Origin of the sequence: Pseudomonas oryziphila (assembly GCF_003940825.1) — a bacterium.
Taxonomy (GTDB): Bacteria; Pseudomonadota; Gammaproteobacteria; order Pseudomonadales; family Pseudomonadaceae; genus Aquipseudomonas; species Aquipseudomonas sichuanensis.
Genome location: NZ_CP034338.1, coordinates 5,229,609 through 5,254,670, shown reverse-complemented (window position 1 = coordinate 5,254,670; position 25,062 = coordinate 5,229,609). Strand labels below are relative to the sequence as shown.

Below are 25,062 nucleotides of genomic sequence, written 5' to 3'. Positions count from 1 at the left end.
TATGGAGCCCGTCATGACCGCCAGCGCCGACAAGTTCACCCGCCAGACCCTGCTCGATGTTCAGCCACTGACGCCGAACCTGTTCAGCCTGCGGGTCAGCCGTGATCCAGGCTTTCGCTTCCGCTCCGGGCAGTTCGCCCGCCTGGGCGTGACCAAGGCCGATGGCAGCGTGGTATGGCGCGCCTACTCGATGGTCAGCGCACCCCACGACGAATTCCTCGACTTCTTTTCCATCGTGGTGCCCGGCGGTGAGTTCACCAGCGAGCTGAGCCGGTTGGGCGCGGGCGATACCTTGCTGATCGACCGCCAAGCATTCGGCTACCTGACCCTCGACCGCTTTACCGGTGGCCGCGACCTGTGGCTGTTGGCTACCGGCACCGGTATCGCGCCGTTCATGTCGATCCTGCAGGACTTCGAGGCCTGGGAGCGCTTCGACAACATCAAACTGGTGTACTCGGTGCGCGAGGCCAAGGAGCTGGCGTATGTACAGGAGATCGCCGGGCTTGAGCAACGCGACTACCTGGCGGAGTTCGCCGGCAAGTTGCAGTTCATTCCGGTGGTGACCCGAGAGCCGCATCCGGGGGCGTTGAATGCGCGGATCACCACGCTGATCGAAAACGGCGAGCTGGAGCGCGCGGCGGGGCTGGAGCTGTCGCCGGAGCATTCGCGGATCATGCTGTGCGGCAACCCGGACATGATCGATGAGACGCGCAAGGTGCTCAAGGCGCGCGACTTGCAATTGAGCCTGAGCAAGCGGCCAGGGCAGGTCGCGGTGGAGAACTACTGGTAATAAGCGGCAAGCTTCGAGCTGCAAGCTGCAAGAAAAAGCCGGACCGCAGATGCTGACAGATCGCGGTCCGGCTTTTTCTTGCAGCTTGTAGCTTGAAGCTTGCCGCTTACTTCTGGTTCTGCGCCTTGAGCAGGTCGCGGATCTCGGTCAGCAGGGTTTCTTCGGCGCTTGGTACCGGTGGTGCGCTCGGTGCCACGGCTTCTTCGCGCTTGAGGCGGTTGATCGCTTTCACGCCCATGAAGATGGCGAAGGCGACGATGATGAAGTCGAGGATGGTCTGGATGAACTTGCCGTAGGCCAGGACCACGGCCGGTACATCGCCCTCGGCGGCCTTCAGGGTAATGGCCAGGTCACTGAAGTCCACACCACCGATCAGCAGGCCGATGGGGGGCATGATCACGTCGCCGACGAACGACGAGACGATCTTGCCGAAGGCGGCGCCGATGATGATACCGACGGCCATGTCCACGACATTTCCTTTGACGGCGAAGGCCTTGAACTCACTGAGCATGCCCATGTGCGATTTCCTTGTAACAAATGGTGAGGTAGACGCAGTGTAAGCCACTTAAACGCTTCATGCGTGGCATTCAGGGCTACTGACTGCGGTTAGAGCGAATAGTTTTGTCGCCTCTCGGTGCGTTCGGGACACGTCCGGCTTCGGCTATCATGGCGGTTTTTTCCAGGAGACTGCGCCCATGGCCAAGGCCAAGCGTTTGTATGGCTGTACCGAATGTGGCGCGACTTTCCCCAAATGGGCCGGCCAGTGCGGCGAGTGCGGCGCCTGGAACACCCTGGTCGAGACCATGATCGAAAGCGGCGGCGCGGCGGCCCCCAGCGGTCGGGCCGGCTGGGCCGGGCAGCAGGCGCAGATCAAGACCCTCGCCGAGGTCAGCGTCGAAGAGATCCCGCGCTTCACCACCAGCAGCACCGAGCTTGACCGGGTGCTCGGGGGTGGCCTGGTCGATGGTTCGGTGGTGTTGATCGGCGGCGACCCGGGCATCGGCAAATCGACCATCCTGCTGCAGACCCTGTGCAACATCGCCACGCAGATGCCGGCGCTGTACGTCACCGGCGAAGAATCGCAGCAGCAGGTGGCCATGCGCTCGCGGCGCCTGGGGCTGCCCCAGGACCAGCTCAAGGTCATGACCGAAACCTGCATCGAGGCGATCATCGCCACTGCCCGCCAGGAGAAGCCGCGGGTGATGGTGATCGACTCGATCCAGACCATTTTCACCGAGCAGCTGCAATCGGCCCCGGGTGGCGTGGCCCAGGTACGCGAAAGCGCGGCGCTGCTGGTGCGCTATGCCAAGCAGAGCGGCACGGCGATCTTCCTGGTCGGCCACGTCACCAAGGAAGGTTCGCTGGCCGGCCCGCGCGTGCTGGAGCACATGGTCGACACCGTGCTGTATTTCGAGGGTGAATCGGACGGGCGCCTGCGCCTGCTGCGGGCGGTGAAGAACCGCTTTGGCGCAGTCAACGAACTGGGCGTGTTCGGCATGACCGATCGCGGCCTCAAGGAAGTCTCCAACCCTTCGGCGATCTTCCTCAACCGTACCCAGGAAGAGGTGCCCGGCAGCGTGGTGATGGCCACTTGGGAAGGTACCCGGCCGATGCTGGTGGAGGTGCAGGCACTGGTCGATGACAGCCACCTGGCCAACCCGCGGCGGGTGACCCTGGGCCTGGACCAGAACCGCCTGGCCATGCTGTTGGCGGTGCTGCACCGGCACGGCAGCATCCCCACCCACGACCAGGATGTGTTCCTCAACGTGGTCGGCGGGGTCAAGGTGCTGGAGACCGCCTCTGACCTGGCGCTGCTGGCGGCGGTGATGTCGAGCCTGCGCAACCGGCCGTTGGCCCACGACCTGCTGGTGTTCGGCGAGATCGGCCTGTCTGGCGAGGTGCGCCCGGTGCCCAGCGGCCAGGAGCGCCTCAAGGAGGCCGCCAAGCATGGCTTCAAGCGTGCCATCGTGCCCAAGGGCAATGCGCCGAAAGAGGCGCCGCCGGGCTTGCAGGTGATTGCCGTGACGCGTCTGGAGCAGGCCTTGGATGCATTGTTCGAATAGTCGGCTTCTTGCAAGTGATTCTCAATAGCTAGTAGCATGCCGCCACCTTGCGACCATCGTATGGAGTGCGTGTGGCGGAGTTCGACCTCAAGCGGCTGTTCCTCAAGCACGCGAAAAACCTGCAGGCCATGCTTTCGCGCAAGGTGCGCGACCCGCAATTGGCCGCCGACCTGGTGCAGGACAGTTTCCTGCGCCTGGCCGAGCAGCAGCACGTCGACCGCATCGACAATGCCCAGGCCTACCTGTACCGCACCGCCCACAACCTGATGGTCGATCATGTGCGCCAGCAGCAGCGGCGCAAGACCGATCTGGTCCCCCACGAAGCGCTGGAAAGCATCATCGAGGACGGCCCCGGGCTCGACGAGCAGGCTGCTCGCATCCAGCACCTGCGCCGCTTGCAGGCGATCCTCGAGGCGTTGCCTGAACGTACCCGGCAGGTGTTTCGCCTCAATCGCCTGGAGGGCATGACCCACGCCGAAGTCGCGCGTCACCTGGGTATTTCCGACAGCTCCGTGCAGAAGCATCTGGCCAAGGCCCTGGCCTATGTGATGCAGTGCCTGCAGGAAGCGGAATGACCAACGGTTTACTGACAAACGCCGCTTCAGACGTCAGCCCAGACATAACCAGATCGCGAGAGAACCGTGTGAGCAGCCAGAACGAGCAAGCCATCCGCGAGCAGGCCGCCGAGTGGGTGGTGCTGCAAGGCGCCGGCCCCCTGAGCAGTGTGCAGCAGCAGGCGCTGGAGCAGTGGTGTGCGAGTGACCCGCGCCATGCCCGGGCCTATGCTTTCGCGCAGGCGACCTGGGGCGACCTGGGGCAACTGGCGGGCCTTGCTCCCGCTGGCGCGCCGCATCGCGCGCCGCTGCCGCGCAGTACGCGCACGCCTGCCCGGCGCAGGGGTTCGCGTATTCGGCGGGCTGTGGCCTGCAGCGCGTTGGTACTGCTGGCGGTGCTGGGGGTGGAGCAGGGGCCCGGCCTGCTGCTGGACTGGCGCGCGGACTACGTCACCGCTGCCGGCGAAGTGCGTCGGGTGACCTTGCCCGATGGCAGCCTGGTTGATCTCGACAGCCGCAGCGCCTTGCAACTGGCCTTCGATGGCCAGCAGCGGCGGGTGCGCCTGCTGGCCGGCGATGCAGTGTTCAGTGCAGCGCCGGTCACGGCCGCCGAGCCACGGCCGTTCGTGGTCGATTATGCCGGCGCCAGCACGCGGGCCCTGGGCACGCGGTTCGTGGTCGGCAGGGCGGGCGAGGGCGGTTGGGTCGGCATGCTCGAACACAGTGTCGAGGTAAAGCTGCAAGCCGCGCCGGCACAGGGCGTGACCAGCCAGCTGTTGCAGGAGGGCCAGGCGCTGCGCTACGACCAGGCCGAGGGCGTGCGCCTGTGGCCAGGGCGCGACGTGCAGCGGGCCACCGACTGGCAGCGTGGGGTGCTGGTGTTCGAGCGCCAGCCGCTGGCCGAGGTGGTCGAACGGCTGAACCGCTACCGTGACGGGCGCCTGCTGGTGGTCGACGCGGCCTTGGCGCAACGCCAGGTCAGTGGGGTGTTCCGCCTCGACAACCTGGCCGTGGCCGCCGATGTGCTCAGCGCCGAACTCAAGGCCGAACGCCTGCAATTGCCTGGTTTGACGCTGATCTACTGAACCGCTGAAAAAAACTTTGGTTTCGCGTTACTGAGTTTTCCTACGTCGCACGTCTGATTGTTGAGATTGATTTTCATTACTAGAAATCGCCAACAGAAGACGAGACGCGCAGTGAGCACGCCCCCCGCACAACCCCGCCGGCCCCTGAGCCGCATCGCCTTGGCCAGCAGCCTGGCCATTGGCGCCTTGAGCCTGCCGATGGGGATCGGCCTGGCCCAGGCAGCCACGCCGCCGAACAGCACCAGCCGCAGCCTGGTGCAGTTCGACATTCCCGCCCAGCCGCTCGACAGCGCAGTGCTGGCCTATGCCGAACAGTCCGGTGTGCAGGTGTTCTATGACAGCCGCAAGCTGGTCGGCCTGTACAGCGAAGGGCTGCGTGGTGGCTACAGCGTGGAAGAGGGCCTGCGCCTGCTGCTGCGCAACATGCCGGTGCGCTACCACTTCAGCGCTGCGGGGCAGGTGGGCCTGGAGCGGCTCGAAGAGTCCGGCGCGGCCCTGGAACTGGGGGCCACCCAAGTCGAGTCCAGCCGTGACGGTGACTGGGTGTACCAGGCGCCACGTTCGGCCAGCGTGATCACCCGCGATCAGATCGACAAACGCCCGCCGCGCCATGCCGCCGACATGCTCGAGCAGACCGCCGGGGTGTACACCGCAGTCAACCAGCGCGATCCGGGCCTGTCGGTGAACATCCGCGGCGTGCAGGACTACGGCCGGGTCAACATGAACATCGACGGCATGCGCCAGAACTTCAGCGTCAACGGCCACCAGCAGCGCAATGGCACGATGTTCATCGACCCGGAGTTCGTCAGCAACGTCGAGATCGAAAAGGGCAGCCAGTCCGGCATGGGCGGCGCGGGTGTGCTCGGCGGCATTGCCAGCTTCAATACCTTGAACGCCGCCGAGTTTCTCGGCCCAGGTAAGGAGATGGGCGGCCGGATTCGTGCCGGGCATGGCATCGGCGAGCTGGGCAACGGCACCTATTTCAACGGCAGCGGCGTGTTCGCCTTCGGCAACGAAGTGGGTGACCTGCTGCTGGGCATGAGCGAGCGCCACTTCGGCAACTACCGCGCCGGCACCAACAACAAGGACAACCTGGGCACCGAGATGCGCCTGCGCAAGTTGTTCCCGCGGGCCTGGGACAACTGGATCGAGTCCGAGGTTGGCGACATGGGCACGGTGACCCGCTCGAACCTGATCAAGGTGGGCCTGAACCTGCCCGAAGACCAGCGTCTGCAACTGAGCTACATGGAAACCGACACCGACAGCAAGGACGCCTGGACCTGGCTCGCCTCTGACCTTAACTCGTTCTACTACCGGCGCACCGCCAGCAGCGACATCAACGCGAAGAACTTCGGGCTCGACTACAGCTATGCGCCGGACAACGACCTGATCGACTTCAAGGCCAAGCTGTATTTCGTCACCACCCGCCAGGACCGCTGGAACAACAGCAATACCGCCAGCGTCGGCAGCGGCAACTTCTACGCCGACTACAACGATCACTTCCAGACCGACACCTGGGGCCTGCAGGCGCAGAACACCTCGCGCTTCTATTTCGGCCAGAGCAACCTGCTGAGCTTCAACTACGGCGCTGAACTGTTCCTGGATACCTTCAAGCCGAGCAGCGAGCGTATCCCCGCGCCGAGTGAAAGGGACAACCCGTTCATCGCCGGGGCTGACCCAGAAGGCAAGCGGGCCATGGGCAGCCTGTTCGGCAACCTGTCGTTCGAGCATGACGGCTGGCTGACCCTGGATGCCGGCCTGCGCTACGACCGCTATCGCCTGACGGGCAAGACCGGGTTCACCACCTGGGCCTACCCGGTCGGGGTTACCGGCGTGGACGTGCTGCGCGAGCAAACCGAGTTTGCCTACGACGTCGAACGCGAAGAGGGGCGCTTCTCGCCGACCTTCGGTATCGGCGTCAAGCCGGGGCTGGACTGGTTGCAGCTTTATACCCGGTGGGGTCGCGGCTGGCGCCCGCCGGCGGTGACCGAAGCGTTCATGAGCGGCAAGCCGCACGGTGGCGGCAATGAACTGGTGTACCCCAACCCGTTCCTCAAGCCCGAGCAGTCGCATAACTGGGAAGCCGGTTTCAACATTTTCAAGGAATCGCTGTTTCGCGATGGCGACCGCCTCGGCGTGAAGGTGGCCTACTTCGATACGCGGATCGAGAACTTCTCGTACCTCGACTACAGCGTCGACCTGCCCGGCACCGACATCACCGGGCTGTCGCTGGGCAACAGTGCCTACACCAACAACCTTGAAGGCACCAACTTCCGTGGCGTGGAGTACTCGCTCGACTACGACAACGGCCGTTTCTACACCCAGCTCAGCTACACCCACATGATCGGCAGCAACGAGTTCTGCTCCAAGCAGCTGTACATGGGCGGCGGTGTACAGCGCAACGACGCCGGCATGATCGACACGGTGATCGACTTCGGCGGCTTCCCGCTCCCGGTGACCTTGCCGGCCTACAACTTCAGCGAGGGCCAGGCGATCAATGACCAGGTCAGCTGTGGCGAGATCATGGGCAACGCCGCCTACATGCCGTCCGACCGTGGCGCGTTGACCACCGGCCTGCGCTTCTTCGACAACACCCTCGATGTCGGCGCCCGCCTGCGCTACAGCGCGGGCCGGGGCGAGCACCTCAATAGCCAGGGCTACGGCAACCTGGAGAAGGCCCGCTGGCCGGAATACAAGGTCTACGACCTGTATGCCAGCTACTGGGCGACCCCGCAGCTGAACATTGCCCTGTCGCTGGAAAACGTCACCGACGAGGCTTACTTCGTGGCCATGGGCGACGCCAACAACCTCTCCCTGGCCCGTGGCCGGACCCTCTCCGGCATGCTCGAGTATCGATTCTGATTCACCAGGTTCGCCCACTGTCGGGCAACACGAAGGCGTTGGACGCCTTCGCTCTCAACTGCAACGCAATGAGGAAATGCAATGTCTCTGTCCGTTACCTACTCGGCTTCCTTCGCCAACTTCACCGTTGACCAGTACCTCTCGGCCTGGGCCACCGGTTTCAAGACCGCCGCCCACAACGCCAGCAACACCGGTGGCTTCAACGAGGGCGGCACCGATGGCAGCCAGTACGCCATTCGCGGCACCAATGGTTCGAACTTTGCCGTGATCGCCGAAAGCGACACCCCGACCGGCCTGCACTACGTCTGGAATGCCTCGCTGCCGGCCGGCGACAACCAGAACCACTACCTGTACGGCGAGCTGGACACCGTGACCCTGGGCAACACCCTGCTGCGTGACGCCAGCGGCAACTACAGCGTGCAGGCGCTGGCCGTGAGCTTCGACGGCCTGGACCTGAACGCCGCTCAAGGTGCCGGTCGTGCAGGCAACGACGTACACAACGTGATCTACAACCTGATGCAGGGCAAGACCAGCGGCCTGGAAACCGTGCTGGACAACCTGCTGGCCGACTACGGCGTGTCCACCAACAACACCTTCGCCCAGATCAACACCGCCCTGGCGGCTGGCCCGGTTGCGGCCTCGGCCGAAGCCGTTGGCGTGCAGGCGCTGCCTGAAGACCTGGCCTTGGCGGCCTGAGCCCAGGCATGAAAAAGCGAATGGAAGGTAACCCTGCCATTCGCTGATTTGTTGCATTTACCCCGCAGCCCGTGTCTTTGCCGGGCCCAGGCTGCGGTGGTGCGAATTCTGTGGCGTCGACCGGCACAAAGCAATCGCCGGTCGGCGCACCCTGTGAGGTTTCCAACGAATGCGAACCGCTCCCGCCACGGCCAACGAAGTGCTGCAGGCGCTCAAGGCCTGCCGTGCCGGCCTCGCCAACGTCGCCCTGTTCACCGCGGTGATCAACCTGCTGATGCTGGCGCCGGCGCTGTACATGTTGCAGGTGTATGACCGGGTCCTGTCGTCGCGCAACGAGATGACGCTGCTCATGCTCAGCCTCCTGGTGCTGGGCCTGTTCGCCTTCATGGGCGTGCTGGAGTGGCTGCGCAGTCAAGTGGTGGTGCGCCTGGGCACGCGCATGGACATGGACCTCAACCCGCGGGTGTTCGACGCCGCCTATGCGGCCAGCCTGGCGGGGCACAAGGGCGCTGCCGGGCAGATGCTCGCCGACCTGACCAGCCTGCGCCAGTTCGCCACCGGCCAGGCGCTGTTCGCCTTCTTCGACGCACCCTGGTTCCCGGTGTACCTGCTGGTGATCTTCATGTTCAGCCCGTGGCTTGGCCTGATGGCGCTGGTGGGCGCGGTGTTGCTGACAGTGCTGGCCTGGGTCAACGAGCGCCTGACCAAGGCCCCGTTCGCCGAGGCGGGCGAGCTGTCGCAGCAGGCCGGCCTTGAAGCCAGCGCCAACCTGCGCAACGCCGAGGTGATCGAAGCCATGGGCATGCTGGGCGCGGTGCGCCAGCGCTGGGCACGCCTGCACCATGGTTTTCTGGCCCGGCAGAACCTCGGCAGCGAGCGCACCGCGGCGGTCAGCGCGGTGTCCAAGACCGTGCGCCTGGCTTTGCAGTCGCTGGTGCTGGGGCTGGGCGCCTGGCTTGCGATCGAGCAGTTGATCACCCCCGGCATGATGATCGCCGGCTCCATCCTGATGGCCCGGGTGCTGGCGCCGATCGACCAGTTGATCGGCGCCTGGCGCCAATGGAGCGGTGCCCGCCAGGCCTACCTGCGCCTGAGCGAGCTGTTGCGCACGCAACCGCCGCGCCCGGCCGGCATGCCCTTGCCGGCGCCGTTGGGCAGGCTCACGGTGGAACAAGTGGGCGCGCTGCAGCCGGGCAGCAACCGGCCCTGCCTGAACAACCTGGGTTTCGACCTGGCTGCCGGTGAGTCGCTGGGCATCATCGGCCCGTCGGGTTCGGGCAAGTCGACCCTGTCCCGTCTGTTGGTCGGTGCTGCCGCGCCGTCCACCGGCAAGGTGCGCCTGGACGGTGCCGACCTGCGGGTGTGGGAACGCCAGGCGCTGGGCCGGCATATCGGCTATCTGCCGCAGGATGTGCAGCTGTTCGCCGGCAGCATTGCCGACAATATTGCCCGCCTGGGCCCGGTGGACGCCCAGCAGGTGGTGGCCGCCGCGCAAATGGCCGGTGTGCACGAGATGATCCTCAAGCTGCCGGCTGCCTATGACACGGTGCTGGGCGAGGGCGGCAGCGGGTTGTCTGGCGGCCAGCGCCAGCGTATCGGCCTGGCCCGTGCGCTGTACGGGTTGCCGGCGTTGATCGTGCTCGACGAGCCCAATTCGAACCTTGACGAGGCCGGTGAGCAGGCGCTGCTCAAGGCCGTCGGCAAGCTGCGTGAGCACAAGCGCACGCTGATCCTGATCACCCACAAGTCGTCGTTGCTGGCGGGCCTGGACAATTTGCTGATGCTGCAGAACGGCCAGCTGCAAGCCTACGGGCCGACCGCCCGGGTGCTGCAGGACCTGCAGCGCGCCGCCCGCCCGGCGCCGGTTGCCGCCGCCCCCGCCACACGCCCGCCCCTTGGCCTGAGCGCCAGCTTCGGCCTGCCAAGAGCCTGACTTCATGACCGTACATGCCGTTACCAAGCGCAAGACCGATGTGCCCGCCGACCCTGACAACGTGCTCAGCCTCAGTGAACATCGCCCCGCCCGGATGGGGCGTTGGCTGGTGCTGGCCGGCTTTGGCGGCTTCCTCTTGTGGGCTGCGCTGGCGCCGCTGGACAAGGGCGTGCCGGTGACCGGCAACGTGGTGGTGGCCGGCAGCAAGCAGGCGGTGCAGCACCCCACGGGTGGGGTGATCGAGCAACTGCTGGTACGCGATGGCGAGCCGGTCAGTGCCGGCCAGGTGTTGCTGCGCATGGACCCGACCCAGGCCCAGGCCCAGGTCGGCTCGCTGCGGGTGCAGTACGTCAACGCCCGCGCCGGTGAGGCGCGGTTGCTGGCCGAGCGTGACGGCCTGCCGGGCCTGGCGTTCCCGGAGGGCCTGCAGGCCGAGGCCGGCACGCCCTGGGTGGCCGCGGCCCTGGAGGGCCAACGCCAATTGCGGGTCAGCCGTGCCCGCGCATTGGACATGGAGCTTGCTGGCATGCGCGAAGGCATCGCCGGCGCCGAGGCCTCGTTGCAGGGCTTGCAGGGCTCGCTGGCCAGCAAGCAGGCCCAGCGCGACGCCCTCGACGAGCAACTGCGTGGCCTGCGCGACCTGGCCCGGGATGGCTATATCGCCCGTAACCGGCTGCTCGACAATGAACGCCTGCTGGCCCAGGTCAACGGCTCGATCGCCGAAGACCTGGGCTCGATCGGCCGCACCCGGCGCCAGGTGCTGGAACTCAAGCTGCGCATCGGCCAGCGCCAGCAGGAGTTCCAGAACGAAGTGCGTCAGCAGTTGGCCGAGCTGCAAGCCAGTGCCGAGGACCTGGGCAATCGCCTGCGCAGCGCCGAGTTCGAGCTGGCCCACACCCAGGTGCGTGCCCCGGTGGCCGGCACGGTGGTGGGGCTGAGTGTGTTCACCAATGGCGGGGTGATCGCCCGTGGCCAGCAGTTGATGGAGATCGTCCCGGCCGGTGCGCCGCTGCTGGTCGATGCCAGGGCTCCGGTGGAGATGGTCGACCGCTTGCGCCCGGGGCTGCCGGTGGAGCTGATGTTCGCCGCCTTCAACCAGAGCACCACGCCTCGGGTGGAGGGGGAGGTGAGCCTGGTGTCGGCTGATCGGCTGGTCGATGAAAAGACCCAGCACCCCTACTATCAGGTGCGCATCAAGGTCAGCGAACAGGGCCTGCAGCAGCTGGCGGGGCTGGACATCCGCCCGGGCATGCCGGTGGAAGCGTTCGTGCGTACCGGTGAGCGCTCGCTGCTCAACTACCTGTTCAAGCCGTTGGCCGACCGGGTGCATGTCGCCCTGGCGGAGGAGTGATGCGGATGCCGCTGTTTGCCCGCCTTGCCCTGCCCATGCTGATCGCTGCCAGCCTGCCGGCGCAGGCGCTTGATCTGGGCGATGCCTATGCCCTGGCCCTGCGCAACGACCCGGCCTGGCAGGGGGCGATCGCCGAGCGCGCCGCCGGTGTGGAGAACCTGGCGATCGGCCGTGCCGGCCTGTTGCCCAAACTGTCGTACCGCTACAACCGCGCGCGCAACGACTCCGAGGTGACCCAGCGCAGCCAACTCGGCAACGTCACCACCCAGCGCGACTACCGCAGCTACAGCTCGACGCTGACCCTGGAGCAACCGCTGTTCGACTACGCCGCCTGGAGTGCCTATCGCCAGGGCGTGGCCCAGGCTGCATTGGCGGACGAGCGCCTGCGCGGGCGCGGCCAGGAGCTGGTGGTGCGCTTGTTCCAGGCCTACAGCGAGGCGTTGTTCGCCAACGAGCAGATCGGCCTTGCCCAGGCCCAGCGGCGCACCTATGCCGAGCAGCTGACACTCAATGAGCGATTGCTCAAGGGCGGCGAGGGCACCCGTACCGACCTTCTGGAAACCCGCGCCCGCTTCGAGCTGGCCCAGGCCCAGGAGATCGAGGCCGGCGACAGCCTCGATGCCGCGCTGCAGGCGCTGCAGGCGATCATCGGCGAGCCTGTGACGGTCGAGGACCTGGCACCGCTGGCGACGCGCTTCACGGTCCAGCCACTGACACCGGCACGTTTCGAACCCTGGCGCGACCTGGCCGTTGCCCACAACGCCGAGCTGGCCAGCCAGCGCCATGGCCTGGAGGTGGCCGAGCACAACGTCGAGCGCCAGCGCGCCGGGCACCTGCCGTCGCTGAGTGCGTATGCCAGCAGCGGGGTTTCCAGTTCCAGTTCCGAAAGCAGCTACAACCAGCGCTACGACACCGACAGTGTCGGCCTGCAACTGAGCATGCCGCTGTTTGCCGGGGGCGGGGTGTCGGCCTCGGTGCGCCAGGCCCAGGCCCAGCGCGATGCCGCGGGTTTCGAGCTGGATGCCCAGTTGCGCGACACGGTCAACCAGTTGCGCCGGCAGTTCAACCTGTGCGCCAGCAGCACGGCGAAGATCCGTGCCTATGACCTGGCGGTGAACGCTGCGGGCGCGCTGGTGGAGGCCACGCGCAAGAGCGTGACGGGCGGCGAGCGGGTCAACCTGGATGTGCTGGATGCCGAACAGCAGCTTTACAGTGCCCGCCGCGACCTGGCCCAGGCGCGCTACGACTACCTGCGGGCGTGGCTGAAACTGCGCTACCTGGCGGGGGTGCTGGATGCCGGGGACCTGAATGCGCTGAACGGTTACTTTGCCGCCCACGGCTGATCAATCCCAAGAACTGCAAATGACTTGTTGATTTAGCGGGGTCCTGTGGGAGCGGGTTTACCCGCGAAGCAGACGACGCGGTGCAGGGCACCGGCTTCGCCGGTGTTCGCGGGTAAACCCGCTCCCACAGGAAACGCGCCGCGTTTGCGAAATCAGCGATCTGCGCAGGTAAACAAAAAGGGGAGCCGACGATGCGCATCGGCTCCCCTGCGTGATCGCTTCGCTTAGCGATCAGTGCTCGGCAACGGCCTTGCGCCTGGGCGCTTCGTTGCCGTGTTCGTCCAGTTCCATGACCGGCACTTCATTGCCATCGGCGTCGAACAGCTTGCCATCCTTGAAGTAGTCGCCATCGCGCAGGCACGAGATGTCCGAGTACTGGATGGTGCGCTCGTAAGCCGCTGCGAACACCGACTGGTTTTCCGAGTTGCCGGTGGTGAAGTGGTTGAACATCAGGTTGAGCAGGATGGCCATGATCGCCGCCGAGCTGATGCCGGAGTGGAAGATGGTTTCGAACCAGCTTGGGAAGTTGTGGTAGAAGCTCGGCGCGGCGATCGGGATCATGCCGAAGCCCAGCGAGGCGGCGACGATGATCAGGTTGACGTTGTTCTTGTAGTTGACCTTCGACAGGGTGCGGATACCACTGGCAGCCACGGTGCCGAACAGCACGATGCCGGCGCCGCCGAGAACCGGGGTCGGGACTGCGGCGATGATGCGGCCCATGATCGGCAGCAGGCCGAGCACCACCAGGATCACGCCGCCGGTGGCGACCACGTAGCGGCTCTTGACCCCGGTCACGGCCACCAGGCCAACGTTCTGGGCGAAGGCGCTCTGGGTGAAAGAACCGAAGATCGGCGCCAGGATGCTCGATGCCATGTCGGCGCGCAGGCCGTTGCCCAGGCGTTTGGAGTCGACCTTGGTGTCGATGATTTCACCGACCGCGAGGATGTCGGCCGAGGTTTCGACCAGGGTCACCATGATCACGATGCACATCGACAGGATCGCGGCGATGTGGAAGGTCGGCATGCCGAAGTGGAAAGGGGTGGGGAAGGCGAAGATCGGGCCTTCGGTGACCTTGCTGAAATCGGTCATGCCCAGCGCCCAGGCGATCAGGGTGCCCGCCACCATGGCCAGCAGGATCGACAGCCGCGAGATGGTCGCGCTGCCCAGCTTGCTCAGCACCAGGACGATGGCGAAGGTCAGTGCCGCCAGGCCGATGTTGGCCACGCTGCCGAACTCCGGCGAAGCGCTGTTGCCGCCCATTACCCAGCGCGCCGCGACGGGCATCAGGGTGAGGCCGATGGTGGTGATGACGATACCGGTCACCAGCGGCGGGAAGAACTTGGTGATGCGCGAGAACACCGGGGTGATCAAGAAGCCGATCAGCGAGGCGGCCATGACCGCACCCAGCACCGCCGGCAAGCCACCACCGTCCTGGCTGCCGAGGATCGCGCCCATGGTCGCCACACCGGCAAACGAGACGCCCTGCACCAGGGGCAACTGGCAACCGAAGAACGGCAGGCCGAGGGTCTGCAGCAGCGTCGCCAGCCCCCCCGCGAACAACGAAGCCGCAATCAGCAGGCCGATCTCCGCGGGGGCCAGACCGGCCGCCTGGCCGAGGATCAGCGGTACCGCGACGATCCCGCCATACATGGTCAGAACGTGTTGCAGGCCGTAGGCCAGGTTGGCGCCAAGCCCGAGGTTTTCATCCTCGGGGCGTTGGGTGGGAGACGTGCTAGGGGACGTAGTCATGGAGCAGGCTCTCAGCATTTATTGTTGTGGCACTACTGTAGACAGGATGTGGATTCGATTGCTATCAGAATTGTATACAATATTTTGATCCTGACGCGCACAGTACTGCCTCCAGGGTGCACTTTTTCTGGATGCAGAATGCGTTCCAACTCGACAAATGCGGTACTAGAAGGGTGTGTACAAGGGTCGATGGGGCCCGCACAAAGCTGTCTGGGTAGACAGGAAACACTCTCAGGTCAGTTTGTTAGCAGGCTAAGAGATTTCAATCTTCGATCAATTCACGCAGCTCACGCATCATTTCGGTGCTGTCGGCCACGTTCAATTCCACCAGACGGTGCAAATGAGTCATCGAGTCGATGTCTATATAGAGGCAGATGAAACCCAGGCAGGCTTCCTCTTCATGGCGCAGTTCGACCTGCATTCGCACCTGGGTCGTGCCGTCATCGAGCTGGATGATCGCCTCGAAGTCCTGGGTGAGGTCGGCGTCCCAGGGGGCGGGGCGCTCGATGAGCAACCCCTTGAGCGAAAGATCCAGCAGCTTGGCGGGCCAGCGGCGTTCGCCCTGGCGCAGTTCGGTAGGTGCATCGAAGTTGATGCGTTGGAAGCGGCGGCGCTCGTCGTGACTGCTCATGGGGGAAAGCCCTCGGGGGTTCAACCTGACTATAGTGGTTAATGTCGCTGTAGCAGGTACCGCAATCTGGCCGCAGAGGCTCTAGACCAAAGCAAGTGTGGCAATGCGCGATGACACGCCCTAGACTCGATGGGCGGTCTTTCCAATCCACCAGCTGGAAGTAAACCATGAACAACAATAATAGCCTGCTACGCCACATTCCGTGGCTGGCGCTGGCAGTCATAGGGGCCTGCGCGCTGGGTGTGGTAGCCCTGCGGCGCGGCGAGGCAATCAACGCCTTGTGGATCGTGGTCGCGGCAGTGGCCATCTACCTGGTTGCCTACCGTTACTACAGCCTGTTCATCGCCACCAAGGTGATGCAACTGGACCCCCGTCGGGCCACGCCCGCGGTACTCAACAACGATGGCCTGGACTACGTCCCGACCAACAAACACATCCTCTTCGGCCACCACTTCGCCGCCATTGCCGGTGCCGGCCCGCTCGTGGGCCCGGTGCTCGCAGCACAGATGGGCTACCTGCCCGGCACGCTGTGGCTGATCGCCGGCGTGGTGCTGGCTGGCGCGGTGCAGGACTTCATGGTCCTGTTCCTTTCCACTCGTCGCAACGGCCGCTCGCTGGGCGACATGGTGCGTGAGGAAATGGGCCGCATCCCGGGCACCATCGCCCTGTTCGGCTGCTTCCTGATCATGATCATCATCCTCGCGGTGCTGGCGCTGATCGTGGTCAAGGCCCTGGCCGAGAGCCCGTGGGGCATGTTCACGGTGATGGCGACCATCCCGATCGCGATGTTCATGGGCATCTACATGCGCTACATCCGCCCGGGCCGCATCGGCGAAATCTCGGTCATCGGCGTGGTGCTGTTGCTGCTGTCGATCTGGCTGGGGGGCCAGATCGCCGCGGATCCGGTCTGGGGCCCGGCCTTCACCTTCACCGGCGTGCAGATCACCTGGATGCTGGTCGGTTACGGTTTCGTCGCCGCCGTGCTGCCGGTTTGGCTGGTGCTGGCGCCGCGTGACTACCTCTCTACCTTCCTCAAGATCGGCACCATCGTCGGTCTGGCCATCGGTATCCTGATCATCGCTCCTGAGCTGAAAATGCCGGCGCTGACCCAGTTCACCGACGGCACGGGCCCGGTGTGGAAGGGCACCCTGTTCCCGTTCCTGTTCATCACCATCGCCTGCGGCGCGGTGTCCGGCTTCCACGCGCTGATCTCCTCGGGGACCACGCCCAAGCTGCTGGACAACGAAACCAACGCCCGTTACATCGGCTACGGCGGCATGCTGATGGAGTCGTTCGTCGCCATCATGGCCATGGTTGCCGCCTCGGTGATCGAACCAGGCGTGTACTTCGCCATGAACAGCCCGGCCGCAGTGGTCGGTGCCGACGTCGCTTCAGTGGCGCAAACGGTCAGCAGCTGGGGCTTCCTGATTACCCCCGAGCAGCTTGAAGCCACTGCCCGTGACATCGGCGAACACACCATCCTGGCCCGTGCCGGTGGTGCGCCGACACTGGCGGTCGGTATCGCGCAGATCCTGCACCAGGTGCTGCCGGGTGAGAACACCATGGCGTTCTGGTACCACTTCGCGATTCTGTTCGAAGCGCTGTTCATCCTGACCGCCGTGGACGCCGGTACCCGTGCCGGGCGCTTCATGCTGCAGGACCTGCTGGGCAGCTTCGTGCCGGCGCTCAAGCGCACCGAGTCGTGGGGCGCCAACCTGCTCGCCACCGCTGGTTGCGTGGCGATGTGGGGCTACCTGCTGTACCAGGGCGTGATCGATCCGCTGGGTGGTATCAACACCTTGTGGCCGCTGTTCGGTATCTCCAACCAGATGCTGGCCGGTATCGCCCTGATGCTCGGTACCGTGGTGCTGATCAAGATGAAGCGTCAGCGCTACATCTGGGTCACCCTGGTACCAGCGGTCTGGCTGCTGATCTGCACCACCGCCGCGGGCCTGATCAAGCTGTTCGATCCGAACCCGGCCGTCGGCTTCCTGGCCCTGGCCAAGAAGTACAGCACCGCGCTGGACGCCGGCCAGGTATTGGCCCCGGCCAAGGACATCGGCCAGATGCAGCACGTGATCTTCAACGCCTACACCAACGCCGGCCTGACGATCCTGTTCCTGCTGGTGGTGTTCAGCATCCTGTTCTTCGCCCTCAAGGTCGGCTATGCCGCCTGGGGCCGCAAGGAGCGCAGCGACAAGGAAACCCCGTTCCAGGCTTTGCCTGACGCTTGAGAGGAATGCCGCGATGTTCAACGACTTGAGTCGACTGGGTAAGTACCTGGGGCAGGCAGCCCGCCTGATGGTCGGCATGCCCGACTACGACAACTACGTCGAGCACATGCAGACCAAGCACCCGGACAAGCCGGTGATGAGCTACGAAGCGTTCTTCCGCGAACGCCAGGAAGCGCGCTACGGTGGCAAGTCCGGGCCCAAGTGCTGTTGAACCCGCGACACGTGTGAATCAGTGGGAGCCCGGGCAACCGGGCTCCCACTTTCGTTTTCAGCCCCAGGAGACAACCGCGTGCAAACGCCGATTCCCGTTACCGTGTTGACCGGCTTCCTCGGCGCCGGCAAGACCACCCTGCTCAAACACATGCTCAAGGCCGAGCACGGCCTGAAGATCGCCGTGATCGAAAACGAGTTCAGCGAGGCCGGCATCGACAGCCAGCTGCTGGGCGACGAACCGGTGCAGGTCATGACCCTGGCCAACGGCTGCGTGTGCTGCAGCATCCATGGCGACCTGACCCGCGCCCTGTACCTGCTGCTGGAGCGCCTGGATGCCGGCGAAATCGCTTTCGACCGCCTGGTGATCGAGTGCACCGGCCTCGCCGACCCGGCGCCGGTGGCGCAGACCTTCTTCATCGATGAGGAACTGCGTGAGCGCTATGTCCTCGACGGCATCATCACCTTGGTCGATGCCGTGCATGCCGAACTGCACCTGACCCAGGCCATCGCCCAGGCCCAGGTCGGTTTTGCCGACCGCCTGCTGCTGAGCAAGACTGACCTGGCGGAACGTGCGGCGGTGGAGGCCCTGCGCGAACGCCTGGCGCGCATTAACGGCCGGGCGGCGATCCGCGTGGTGGAGCATGGTCGTATCGACCTGGCCGAGTTGCTCGATGTGCGCGGCTTCAACCTCAACCCGGATTTGGGCATCAGCCTGAAACCGAGCCTGCGCCCCGTGCTCAAGCCCGCGACGCCGGACCGTATCTCGACGCTGGTGCTGCGCACCGAAACGCCGTTGGATATTGATCGTCTCAGCGACTTCATGAACGAGCTGCTGGAGGAGCACGGCAAGCAATTGCTGCGCTACAAGGGCGTGCTGAACATCGCCGGCGAAGACCGCCGTCTGGTGTTTCAGGGGGTGCTCAAGCTGTATGGGTTTGACTGGGATGCCGAGTGGAAGGAAGGCGAGGCCCGGGAAAGCGTAATGGTGTTTATTGGTGACGAGCTGCCGGAGGAGAAGATCCGGGCAGGTTTCGAGGCTTTGAGTGATGGGTCGGTCAGAAGTGTCTGACTTGTGAATGCCGCCTTATGGCGGCATTTTTTCCACCTCAAGGTCTTCATGAGAGTGGGTCAAATGAATCTTCACATCGGGTCGAATTTCGATGACTTCCTTTTGGAAGAGGGTTTAGCTGAGGCGGTGATGGAGCCAGCGTTGAAACGGGTGCTCATCTGGCAACTGATGCAAGCCATCAAGCGCTGTCGTGCATTAAGACTCGACGGGGCAAATGCCGAAGCAGAAACGCCTCAGCCCGCTAGAACTATTAGCGGGATTAGCGTGGAGACTACTAGTTGTGTGACGTAACAGTTGTTTTGCCTATGAGATCGAGCGCCGCAAGACTCTCGCCAAGCACCCACAAAAAAGCCCGGCACATGGCCGGGCTTTTTCACATCAGCGGTCTGCCAATCAGTTGCCGTACACCGGCAGCTTCTTGCAGATGGCCTTGACCTTCTCACGCACGGCGTCGATCACCGCTTCGTTGTTCAGGTCGGCCAGGATGTCGCAGATCCAGCCGGCCAGCTCTTTGCACTCGGCTTCTTTGAAGCCACGGGTGGTCACGGCCGGGGTGCCGAAACGCAGGCCCGAGGTGACGAACGGGGAACGTGGGTCGTTCGGCACCGAGTTCTTGTTGACGGTGATGAAGGCCTTGCCCAGGGCGGCGTCGGCGTCCTTACCGGAGATTTCCTGCTTGATCAGCGACAGCAGGAACAGGTGGTTCTGGGTGCCGCCGGAAACCACGTCGAAACCGCGCTCGATGAACACCGAAGCCATGGCCTGGGCGTTCTTCACCACTTGCTGCTGGTAGGCCTTGAACTCAGGTTGCAGGGCTTCCTTGAAGCAGATTGCCTTGGCGGCGATGACGTGCTCCAGCGGGCCGCCCTGGGCGCCAGGGAAGACGGCGGAGTTCAGCTTCTTCTCGATGTCGGCGTTGGCACGGGCCAGGATCAGGCCGCCACGTGGACCGCGCAGGGTCTTGTGGGTGGTGGTGGTGACCACGTCGGCGAACGGCACCGGGTTCGGGTACACGCCAGCGGCAACCAGGCCGGCGACGTGAGCCATGTCGACGAACAGGTAGGCACCGACCTTGTCGGCGATTTCGCGGAAGCGGGCGAAGTCCAGTACCTGCGAGTAGGCAGAGAAGCCGGCAACGATCATCTTCGGCTTGTGCTCGACCGCCAGGCGCTCGACTTCGTCGTAGTCGATCAGGCCGTTGCCGTCGATGCCGTACTGGATGGCGTTGTACAGCTTGCCCGACGAGCTTACCGAAGCACCGTGGGTCAGGTGGCCACCGTGGGCCAGGCTCATGCCCAGGATGGTGTCACCGGCCGACAGCAGCGCCAGGTAGACGGCGGCGTTGGCCTGGGAGCCGGCGTGCGGCTGGACGTTGGCGTAGTCGGCGCCGAACAGCTCTTTGGCGCGGTCGATGGCCAGTTGCTCGACCACGTCGACGTACTCGCAACCACCGTAGTAGCGCTTGCCTGGGTAGCCTTCGGCGTACTTGTTGGTCAGTACCGAACCCTGGGCTTCCATGACGGCGGGGCTAGTGTAGTTTTCCGAAGCGATCAGCTCGATATGCTCTTCCTGGCGCAGGGCTTCTTGCTGCATGGCTTCGAAGAGCTCGGCGTCGTACTTGGCAATGGTCAAATCACGGCTGAACATGGCGGTCCTCAAGGATCGGGCTGGATTGGGGGGGCATTCTAACCGATTGATTCGCGCCTGGCATATGAAGTGGCATCAAGTCGCGGACCAATGGGACTCATGTTGCAGGCCGCGCCGTGTCTGGGCTTGAGTTGACTCCAGGGTCCGGTTTTTTCGGGGTGCGCGAGGTCTGCGTGGGAGCGTCGTGGGAGCGGGCTTGCCCCGCGATTGGGCCATGAAGCGATGTAGCCACGGCCGGCCAATCGCGGGGCAAGCCCGCTCCCACGACGCGGGCGAAGTAGCCTCGGAGCGGCTACTGGAACATGAACAACGTCTCGTTGCTGAACTGCGCCTCGAACTGGTTGGCCGGCATCGGCCGGCCAAACAGGTAGCCCTGTACCTCGTCGCAGCCATGCTCGCGCAGGAACTCCAGCTGCTCGTGGGTTTCCACGCCCTCGGCGATCACCGCCAGGTTGAGGCTGTGGGCCATGGCGATGATCGCCCGGGCGATCTGCGCGTCTTGCTCGCCCTCGGGCAGGCCGTCGACGAAGGTGCGGTCGATCTTCAGTACGTCGATGGGGAACTGCTTGAGGTAGTTCAGCGACGAGTAGCCGGTGCCGAAGTCATCGACCGCGATGCTCAGGCCAAGGTTCTTCAGGCTGTCGAGGATCTGCATGGCCTCGTGGACTTCACGCATCAGGATGCTTTCGGTCAGTTCCAGCTCCAGGCATGCCGGCGGCAGGCCGGTTTCTTCCAGGATGGTGGCGATGCGCGTGCCAAGCTGGCCATCGGAGAACTGCCGGGCCGAGATGTTCACCGACACTTTCGGCACCCGCACCTTGGCCAGGTGCCAGGCCTTGAGCTGGCGGCTGGCCTCGCGCAGCACCCAGTCGCCGACGTCCACCACCAGCCCCAGCTCCTCGATCACCGGGATGAAGTCGCCCGGCGGTACCAGGCCGCGAGTCGGGTGGCGCCAGCGCAGCAGCGCCTCGGCGCCGGTCAGGCGCTTGCCGTCGCCGCTGAACTGCGGCTGGTAGTAGAGGATGAACTCGTTCTGCTCCAAGGCGTGGCGCAGGTCGCTCTCCAGCTCCAGGCGCTCCAGCGCGCTGGCGTTCATGTCCGCCTGGTAGAACTGGAAGTTGTTCTTGCCACGCTCCTTGGCGTGGTACATGGCGGTGTCGGCGTTCTTCATCAACTGGCTCAGCTCGCTGCCGTCCTGAGGGCTGAGGGCGATGCCGATGCTGGCGGTGACGAAGAACTCACGGTTCTCCAGCACGAACGGGGTGACCAGGCTGCCGAGGATGTTCTCGGCGACGTGGATGGCGCGGTTGAGCGCCAGTTCGCGGGTAGCCTTGGGTTGCAGCAGCAGGGTGAACTCATCGCCACCCATGCGCGCCACGGTGTCGTCGTCGTCGACACAGGCCAGCAGGCGCTCGGCCATGTCCTTGAGCATGCGATCGCCCGCGGCGTGGCCGAGGGAGTCGTTGATCGGCTTGAAACGGTCGAGGTCGAGGAACATCAGCACCACCCAGGCCTTTTGCCGTTCGGCCTGCTGCAGGGCGGTGTACAGGCGGTCCTGGAACAGCGTGCGGTTGGGCAGGTGGGTGAGGGCGTCGTAGTAGGCCAGGCGGTGGATGCGCTGTTCGCTGGCCTTGCGCTCGCTGATGTCGGTGAAGAAGCACACGTAGCTGGCCAAGTCGCCTTCGTCGTCGAGTACCGCGGTGATGCCGACCCAGGCCGGGTAGTGCTCGCCGTTGCGGCGCTTGAGGAACACTTCGCCTTCCCAGCTGCCGCGCTGGTTGAGCTGTTTGAGCACGTAGCCCAGGTGGGCATCCTGCTGGTGTTCGACGGTGAGCATGCCCGGCAGCTGGTCGAGCACTTCGGCGACCGCATAGCCGCTGACCCGGCTGAACGCCTCGTTGGCCTGGACGATGTAGCCGGCCGGGTCGGTGATCAGAATCGCCGAGGTTGAGTGCTCGAATACCGTGGCCGCCATGCGCAGGTCCTTCTCGGCCCGGCGCTGCTGGCTGATGTCGCGGCCCACGCCGAGTACGCCCTCGAAGCGCTCATGCTCGTCCCACACCAGCACCAGGCGCAGCTCGATGGGGATCTTGCGGCCGTCGGCGCGCAGGCAGTCGAACAGGAACAGTTGCGTGGGCAGGGTGGTGCGCAGCAGGGCCAGCTGCTGGTTGTCGCCGAGGGCCTTGCTGACCCGTTCCATCAGGGCATAGACGCCGCTGAGCTGGGCCGGGTTGGCGACGATCGACTGCCAGCCGTTGGCGAAGATCCAGTCGGCCGGGTAACCGAGCACCGCCTGCGCCGAAGGGCTGACGTAATTGAGCTGCAACAGGCTGTCGGTGGAGAAGATCACGTCGCTGATGCTTTCGGCGAGCATGCGGTAGCGCTGCTCGCTGTCGCGTAGCGACGCGCTGGCCTCGATCTGCACGGTGACGTCCTTGCCCACCCCGATGATGCGGGTGATCAGGCCGTCGCTGTCACGGGTCAGCACTTGCTCGCGAATTTCATAGCAGCGCCAGCCGCCGTCGCGGTGGCGGAAGCGCAGCTGGCAGTACAGCGATTGTTCACGGTTGCTGTCCAGTTGTTGCCGGCGCAGCGTTTGATAGTGCTCGGCGTCCTCGGGGTGCAGCAGCAACTCCCAGAAGCGCTCGCCCATCTGCGCCAGCTCCGCGCGGTCGTAGCCCAGGGTCTGGCCGAGGTGGCGGTTGCTGAAAATCATCCGCTGGCTGTGCACGTCCTGCACGTAGAGCTGGTCGGGCACGGTGCGGACCACGTCCGACCAGAAACTCTCGCGTTCGAGCAACGACAGTTCCACCTGCTTGCGGCTGGTGATGTCGCTGATGCTCAGGATCACCGCCTGGAAGTCGCGGCGCTGCTGCGGCAGGCGCACCATCAGCCACAGGTGCAGTTCACCGCCCAGCGGGGCCGGCAGACGCACTTCCAGTTCGAGCTGGCTGCGTTCTTCGATCAGCGCGTCGATCAGTTGCATGCCGACGCTGTCGCGACCGTCGCCGCTGCCATCGATCAGGCGTTGCCAGGCGCCTTCATTGCAATCGACGTTGAGCAGCTGGCGGGCGACCTGGTTGATTTCGGTGATCTTCAGTTCGGCCAGCAGCGAGCGGCGCAGGTTCGGGTCCAGGGCCAGGCTTTGCTTGAGCGCGGCGCGGTTGCGCAAGTGGTAGCGGTCGAGCTGGCCAGGCAGGCTGGAAAGGTCGAGCACGCACAGGGCCACGCCAGTGCCCTCGAAGATTTCCTGATAACGCCGCCGGTCCTCCTGCAAGGCGCGCTGGCGGCGGCGCATGTTGATCAGCGCCAGTACCGGCAGCAGGGCGCAGAACAGCACCAGCACGCATTTGCCGATCAGCGCCGGGAGCAGCTTGCTGCGGGCCAGGCCGGCGTCGAACAGGCCGCGCAGCTGCCAGCTGCTGTTGTCGATGTAGGCCAGCATCACGCTCTGCAGCGGCTCGTTGCTGGTGGTGGTCGGGCCGTGGCGCTCGATTACCTCGCCGCTGCGGCTGTTTTCCAGCAACCACAATGGGTGGCCGGGGCCATCCAGGTGTTGGGCCAGTTCCTTGTAGTAGTCGGGGCTCAGGCGCAGCAGCCAGTAGCCGCGGTCCTGCTCGGCGGGTTGGCGCAGCAGCAGGTAGACCTGGGTGTTGTCAGGGCTGTTGGTATAGAAGAAGGCGCGCCCCTGGTTGAGTTGCAGGAGCTCGTCAATCAGTGGGCGATCGTCACTGCCGTCCAGGGTGTCGACCAGGGGCTGGCCATTGCTGTCCAGCCAGGCCAATTGCTGCAGGGCAGGCAGGCGCGCCTGCAAGGTTTCGAGCAGGGTCGGCAGGGCGGCGGGCGCCGGAGTTTTGACGTAGGGCTGGACCAGGTTCAGCGCTTGCTGTGCCTTGAGCGCCATGTTCAGGCTCAGATGGTCGGCCAGTTCCGCGCTGGTCGTCAGGCTTTGCTGGCGAAGGTCAGCCTGGGTGTGGCGGAACTGGGTGAACAGTTGCCATAGCAGCAGGCCCAGCAACACCAGCGCCAGCAGGGCCAGCGCCCCTTTCAACGAGCCGCGCAGATGGCTGCCGGCCTTGGCAGCAGCGGGGCGCAGGGATGACGGATGCGTGAGATTGGTCAAGCGTTGGTCCTGCGATTGGGCTGACGGCAGGGAGGGCGCATGCACGGCGCATGCCGTGGCCAGGCAAGCCGCCGGGCGCACTATAAGCCGCCAATGTGAAGCCGCCTAGCATGCCTTCAAACATGGCAAAGTGCCAGTGGGTGTGATCGCAGCTGGTCCTGCCGGTTCGGCAAGCCCCTGCATCCTGTGCGAGAATACCGGCCGCTTCATAGTCAACGCATCGGAGAAGTAAGGTTTTGGTTACCCACTATTCCACCAATGGTCTTGATTCTGCCTGCGGCCGCAGCAGTCAGACCCTGGTCAGCACTGCTGCGGCCGAGGACGTATCCTGCAAGACCTGCCAGCGCTCGCTGGCCAAGCCGGACGCGGCTGCTGCCAACCTGAACAAGACGCCGTCGCTGGCCGAGCTGCGCAAGTCGGCCAAGGCGGCCAAGGCCGCCGCTGAGCCTGCTGCCGAAGTTGCCGCGCAGCCGCTCGCCAAGCCTGCCGCAGCACCCGCCAAGGCGGTGAGCAAGCCTGCCGCCAAGCACGTCGACAAGCCAGCACGCAGCGGCGCCTTCAGCGTCAAGTCGGCCTGGGCCGCACGCCTGGCCGAGCAGTCGGACCGTTGCCGCCTGCCGCGTGGCAAGGCCAGGCAGTCGCACGTCTGAGCCCTGCCAGACCCTACTGGCCCCATCGCGGCAAGCCCGCTGTCACAGGTATGTCGAAGCCCCTCACGG

17 protein-coding genes and 1 pseudogene are annotated in these 25,062 nt (G+C 64.9%); 13 read left to right on the top strand and 5 right to left on the bottom strand.

Translation table 11 applies throughout. From position 1 onward, the window contains the following. The first annotated feature begins 13 nt into the window (after nucleotides 1-13). A complete protein-coding gene (locus tag EJA05_RS24515; protein WP_125465598.1) occupies nucleotides 14-790 on the top strand; it encodes a ferredoxin--NADP reductase in 777 nt (258 codons plus the stop codon). A 106-nt stretch (nucleotides 791-896) separates the two neighbouring features. Here EJA05_RS24515 and mscL read toward each other — a convergent pair whose 3' ends face one another. Then, entirely contained in the window at nucleotides 897-1,307 is a 411-nt protein-coding gene (mscL, locus tag EJA05_RS24510; RefSeq protein WP_125465597.1) for a large-conductance mechanosensitive channel protein MscL, read from the bottom strand. Between the two features lie 178 nt (nucleotides 1,308-1,485). Between mscL and radA the strand changes: the two genes are divergently transcribed. From radA to EJA05_RS24470, 8 genes are all read left to right on the top strand, one after another. Further along, nucleotides 1,486-2,853 (top strand): DNA repair protein RadA, encoded by a 1,368-nt coding sequence (gene radA / locus EJA05_RS24505; RefSeq protein ID WP_110994688.1) that lies wholly within the window; start codon nucleotides 1,486-1,488, stop codon nucleotides 2,851-2,853. A gap of 71 nt (nucleotides 2,854-2,924) precedes the next feature. Further along, nucleotides 2,925-3,428, top strand: coding sequence for an RNA polymerase sigma factor (locus EJA05_RS24500; RefSeq protein ID WP_110994689.1), 504 nt, complete (start codon nucleotides 2,925-2,927; stop codon nucleotides 3,426-3,428). 68 nt (nucleotides 3,429-3,496) lie between these two features. Next, complete coding sequence (locus EJA05_RS24495) at nucleotides 3,497-4,492, top strand: FecR family protein (RefSeq protein ID WP_125860444.1); 996 nt, start codon at nucleotides 3,497-3,499, stop codon at nucleotides 4,490-4,492. Between the two features lie 198 nt (nucleotides 4,493-4,690). Then, entirely contained in the window at nucleotides 4,691-7,354 is a 2,664-nt protein-coding gene (locus tag EJA05_RS24490) for a TonB-dependent receptor (RefSeq protein ID WP_125861422.1), read from the top strand. A gap of 81 nt (nucleotides 7,355-7,435) precedes the next feature. Continuing rightward, nucleotides 7,436-8,050, top strand: a complete 615-nt coding sequence (locus EJA05_RS24485) for a heme acquisition protein HasA (protein ID WP_125465595.1) — start codon at nucleotides 7,436-7,438, stop codon at nucleotides 8,048-8,050. Nucleotides 8,051-8,219: 169 nt separating this feature from the next. Next, the gene (locus tag EJA05_RS24480; protein WP_125860442.1) at nucleotides 8,220-9,983 is read left to right on the top strand and encodes a type I secretion system permease/ATPase; all 1,764 of its coding nucleotides are present in this window, start codon (nucleotides 8,220-8,222) and stop codon (nucleotides 9,981-9,983) included. A 4-nt stretch (nucleotides 9,984-9,987) separates the two neighbouring features. After that, entirely contained in the window at nucleotides 9,988-11,334 is a 1,347-nt protein-coding gene (locus EJA05_RS24475) for an HlyD family type I secretion periplasmic adaptor subunit (protein ID WP_125860440.1), read from the top strand. A gap of 5 nt (nucleotides 11,335-11,339) precedes the next feature. Then, nucleotides 11,340-12,677, top strand: a complete 1,338-nt coding sequence (locus EJA05_RS24470) for a TolC family outer membrane protein (protein WP_125860439.1) — start codon at nucleotides 11,340-11,342, stop codon at nucleotides 12,675-12,677. 231 nt (nucleotides 12,678-12,908) lie between these two features. Here the strand turns inward: EJA05_RS24470 and EJA05_RS24465 are convergent, their stop codons facing one another. Both EJA05_RS24465 and EJA05_RS24460 read right to left on the bottom strand, forming a co-directional pair. Next, the gene (locus tag EJA05_RS24465) at nucleotides 12,909-14,426 is read right to left on the bottom strand and encodes a nucleobase:cation symporter-2 family protein (RefSeq protein ID WP_125860437.1); all 1,518 of its coding nucleotides are present in this window, start codon (nucleotides 14,424-14,426) and stop codon (nucleotides 12,909-12,911) included. Nucleotides 14,427-14,688: 262 nt separating this feature from the next. Then, nucleotides 14,689-15,057 carry a PilZ domain-containing protein gene (locus tag EJA05_RS24460; RefSeq protein ID WP_125860435.1) on the bottom strand — a complete coding sequence of 123 codons (369 nt, stop codon included), beginning with the start codon at nucleotides 15,055-15,057 and terminating at the stop codon, nucleotides 14,689-14,691. Between the two features lie 167 nt (nucleotides 15,058-15,224). On the opposite strand from EJA05_RS24460, the gene EJA05_RS24455 reads away from it, so the two are divergent. From EJA05_RS24455 to yjiA, 3 genes are all read left to right on the top strand, one after another. Then, complete coding sequence (locus EJA05_RS24455) at nucleotides 15,225-17,291, top strand: carbon starvation CstA family protein (RefSeq protein ID WP_125465589.1); 2,067 nt, start codon at nucleotides 15,225-15,227, stop codon at nucleotides 17,289-17,291. A gap of 13 nt (nucleotides 17,292-17,304) precedes the next feature. Further along, a complete protein-coding gene (locus tag EJA05_RS24450) occupies nucleotides 17,305-17,502 on the top strand; it encodes a YbdD/YjiX family protein (protein WP_110994698.1) in 198 nt (65 codons plus the stop codon). A 78-nt stretch (nucleotides 17,503-17,580) separates the two neighbouring features. Beyond that, complete coding sequence (gene yjiA, locus EJA05_RS24445) at nucleotides 17,581-18,573, top strand: GTPase (RefSeq protein WP_125860433.1); 993 nt, start codon at nucleotides 17,581-17,583, stop codon at nucleotides 18,571-18,573. A 393-nt stretch (nucleotides 18,574-18,966) separates the two neighbouring features. On the opposite strand, the gene glyA is transcribed toward yjiA, so the two are convergent. After that, nucleotides 18,967-20,220 carry a serine hydroxymethyltransferase gene (gene glyA, locus EJA05_RS24440; RefSeq protein ID WP_110996555.1) on the bottom strand — a complete coding sequence of 418 codons (1,254 nt, stop codon included), beginning with the start codon at nucleotides 20,218-20,220 and terminating at the stop codon, nucleotides 18,967-18,969. A gap of 292 nt (nucleotides 20,221-20,512) precedes the next feature. Beyond that, nucleotides 20,513-23,644, bottom strand: a pseudogene (locus EJA05_RS24435) (sensor domain-containing protein); the annotation flags it as partial. Nucleotides 23,645-24,579: 935 nt separating this feature from the next. Between EJA05_RS24435 and EJA05_RS24430 the strand changes: the two are divergent. After that, nucleotides 24,580-24,993, top strand: coding sequence for a hypothetical protein (locus EJA05_RS24430; RefSeq protein WP_125465584.1), 414 nt, complete (start codon nucleotides 24,580-24,582; stop codon nucleotides 24,991-24,993). The last annotated feature ends 69 nt before the right edge of the window (nucleotides 24,994-25,062 follow it).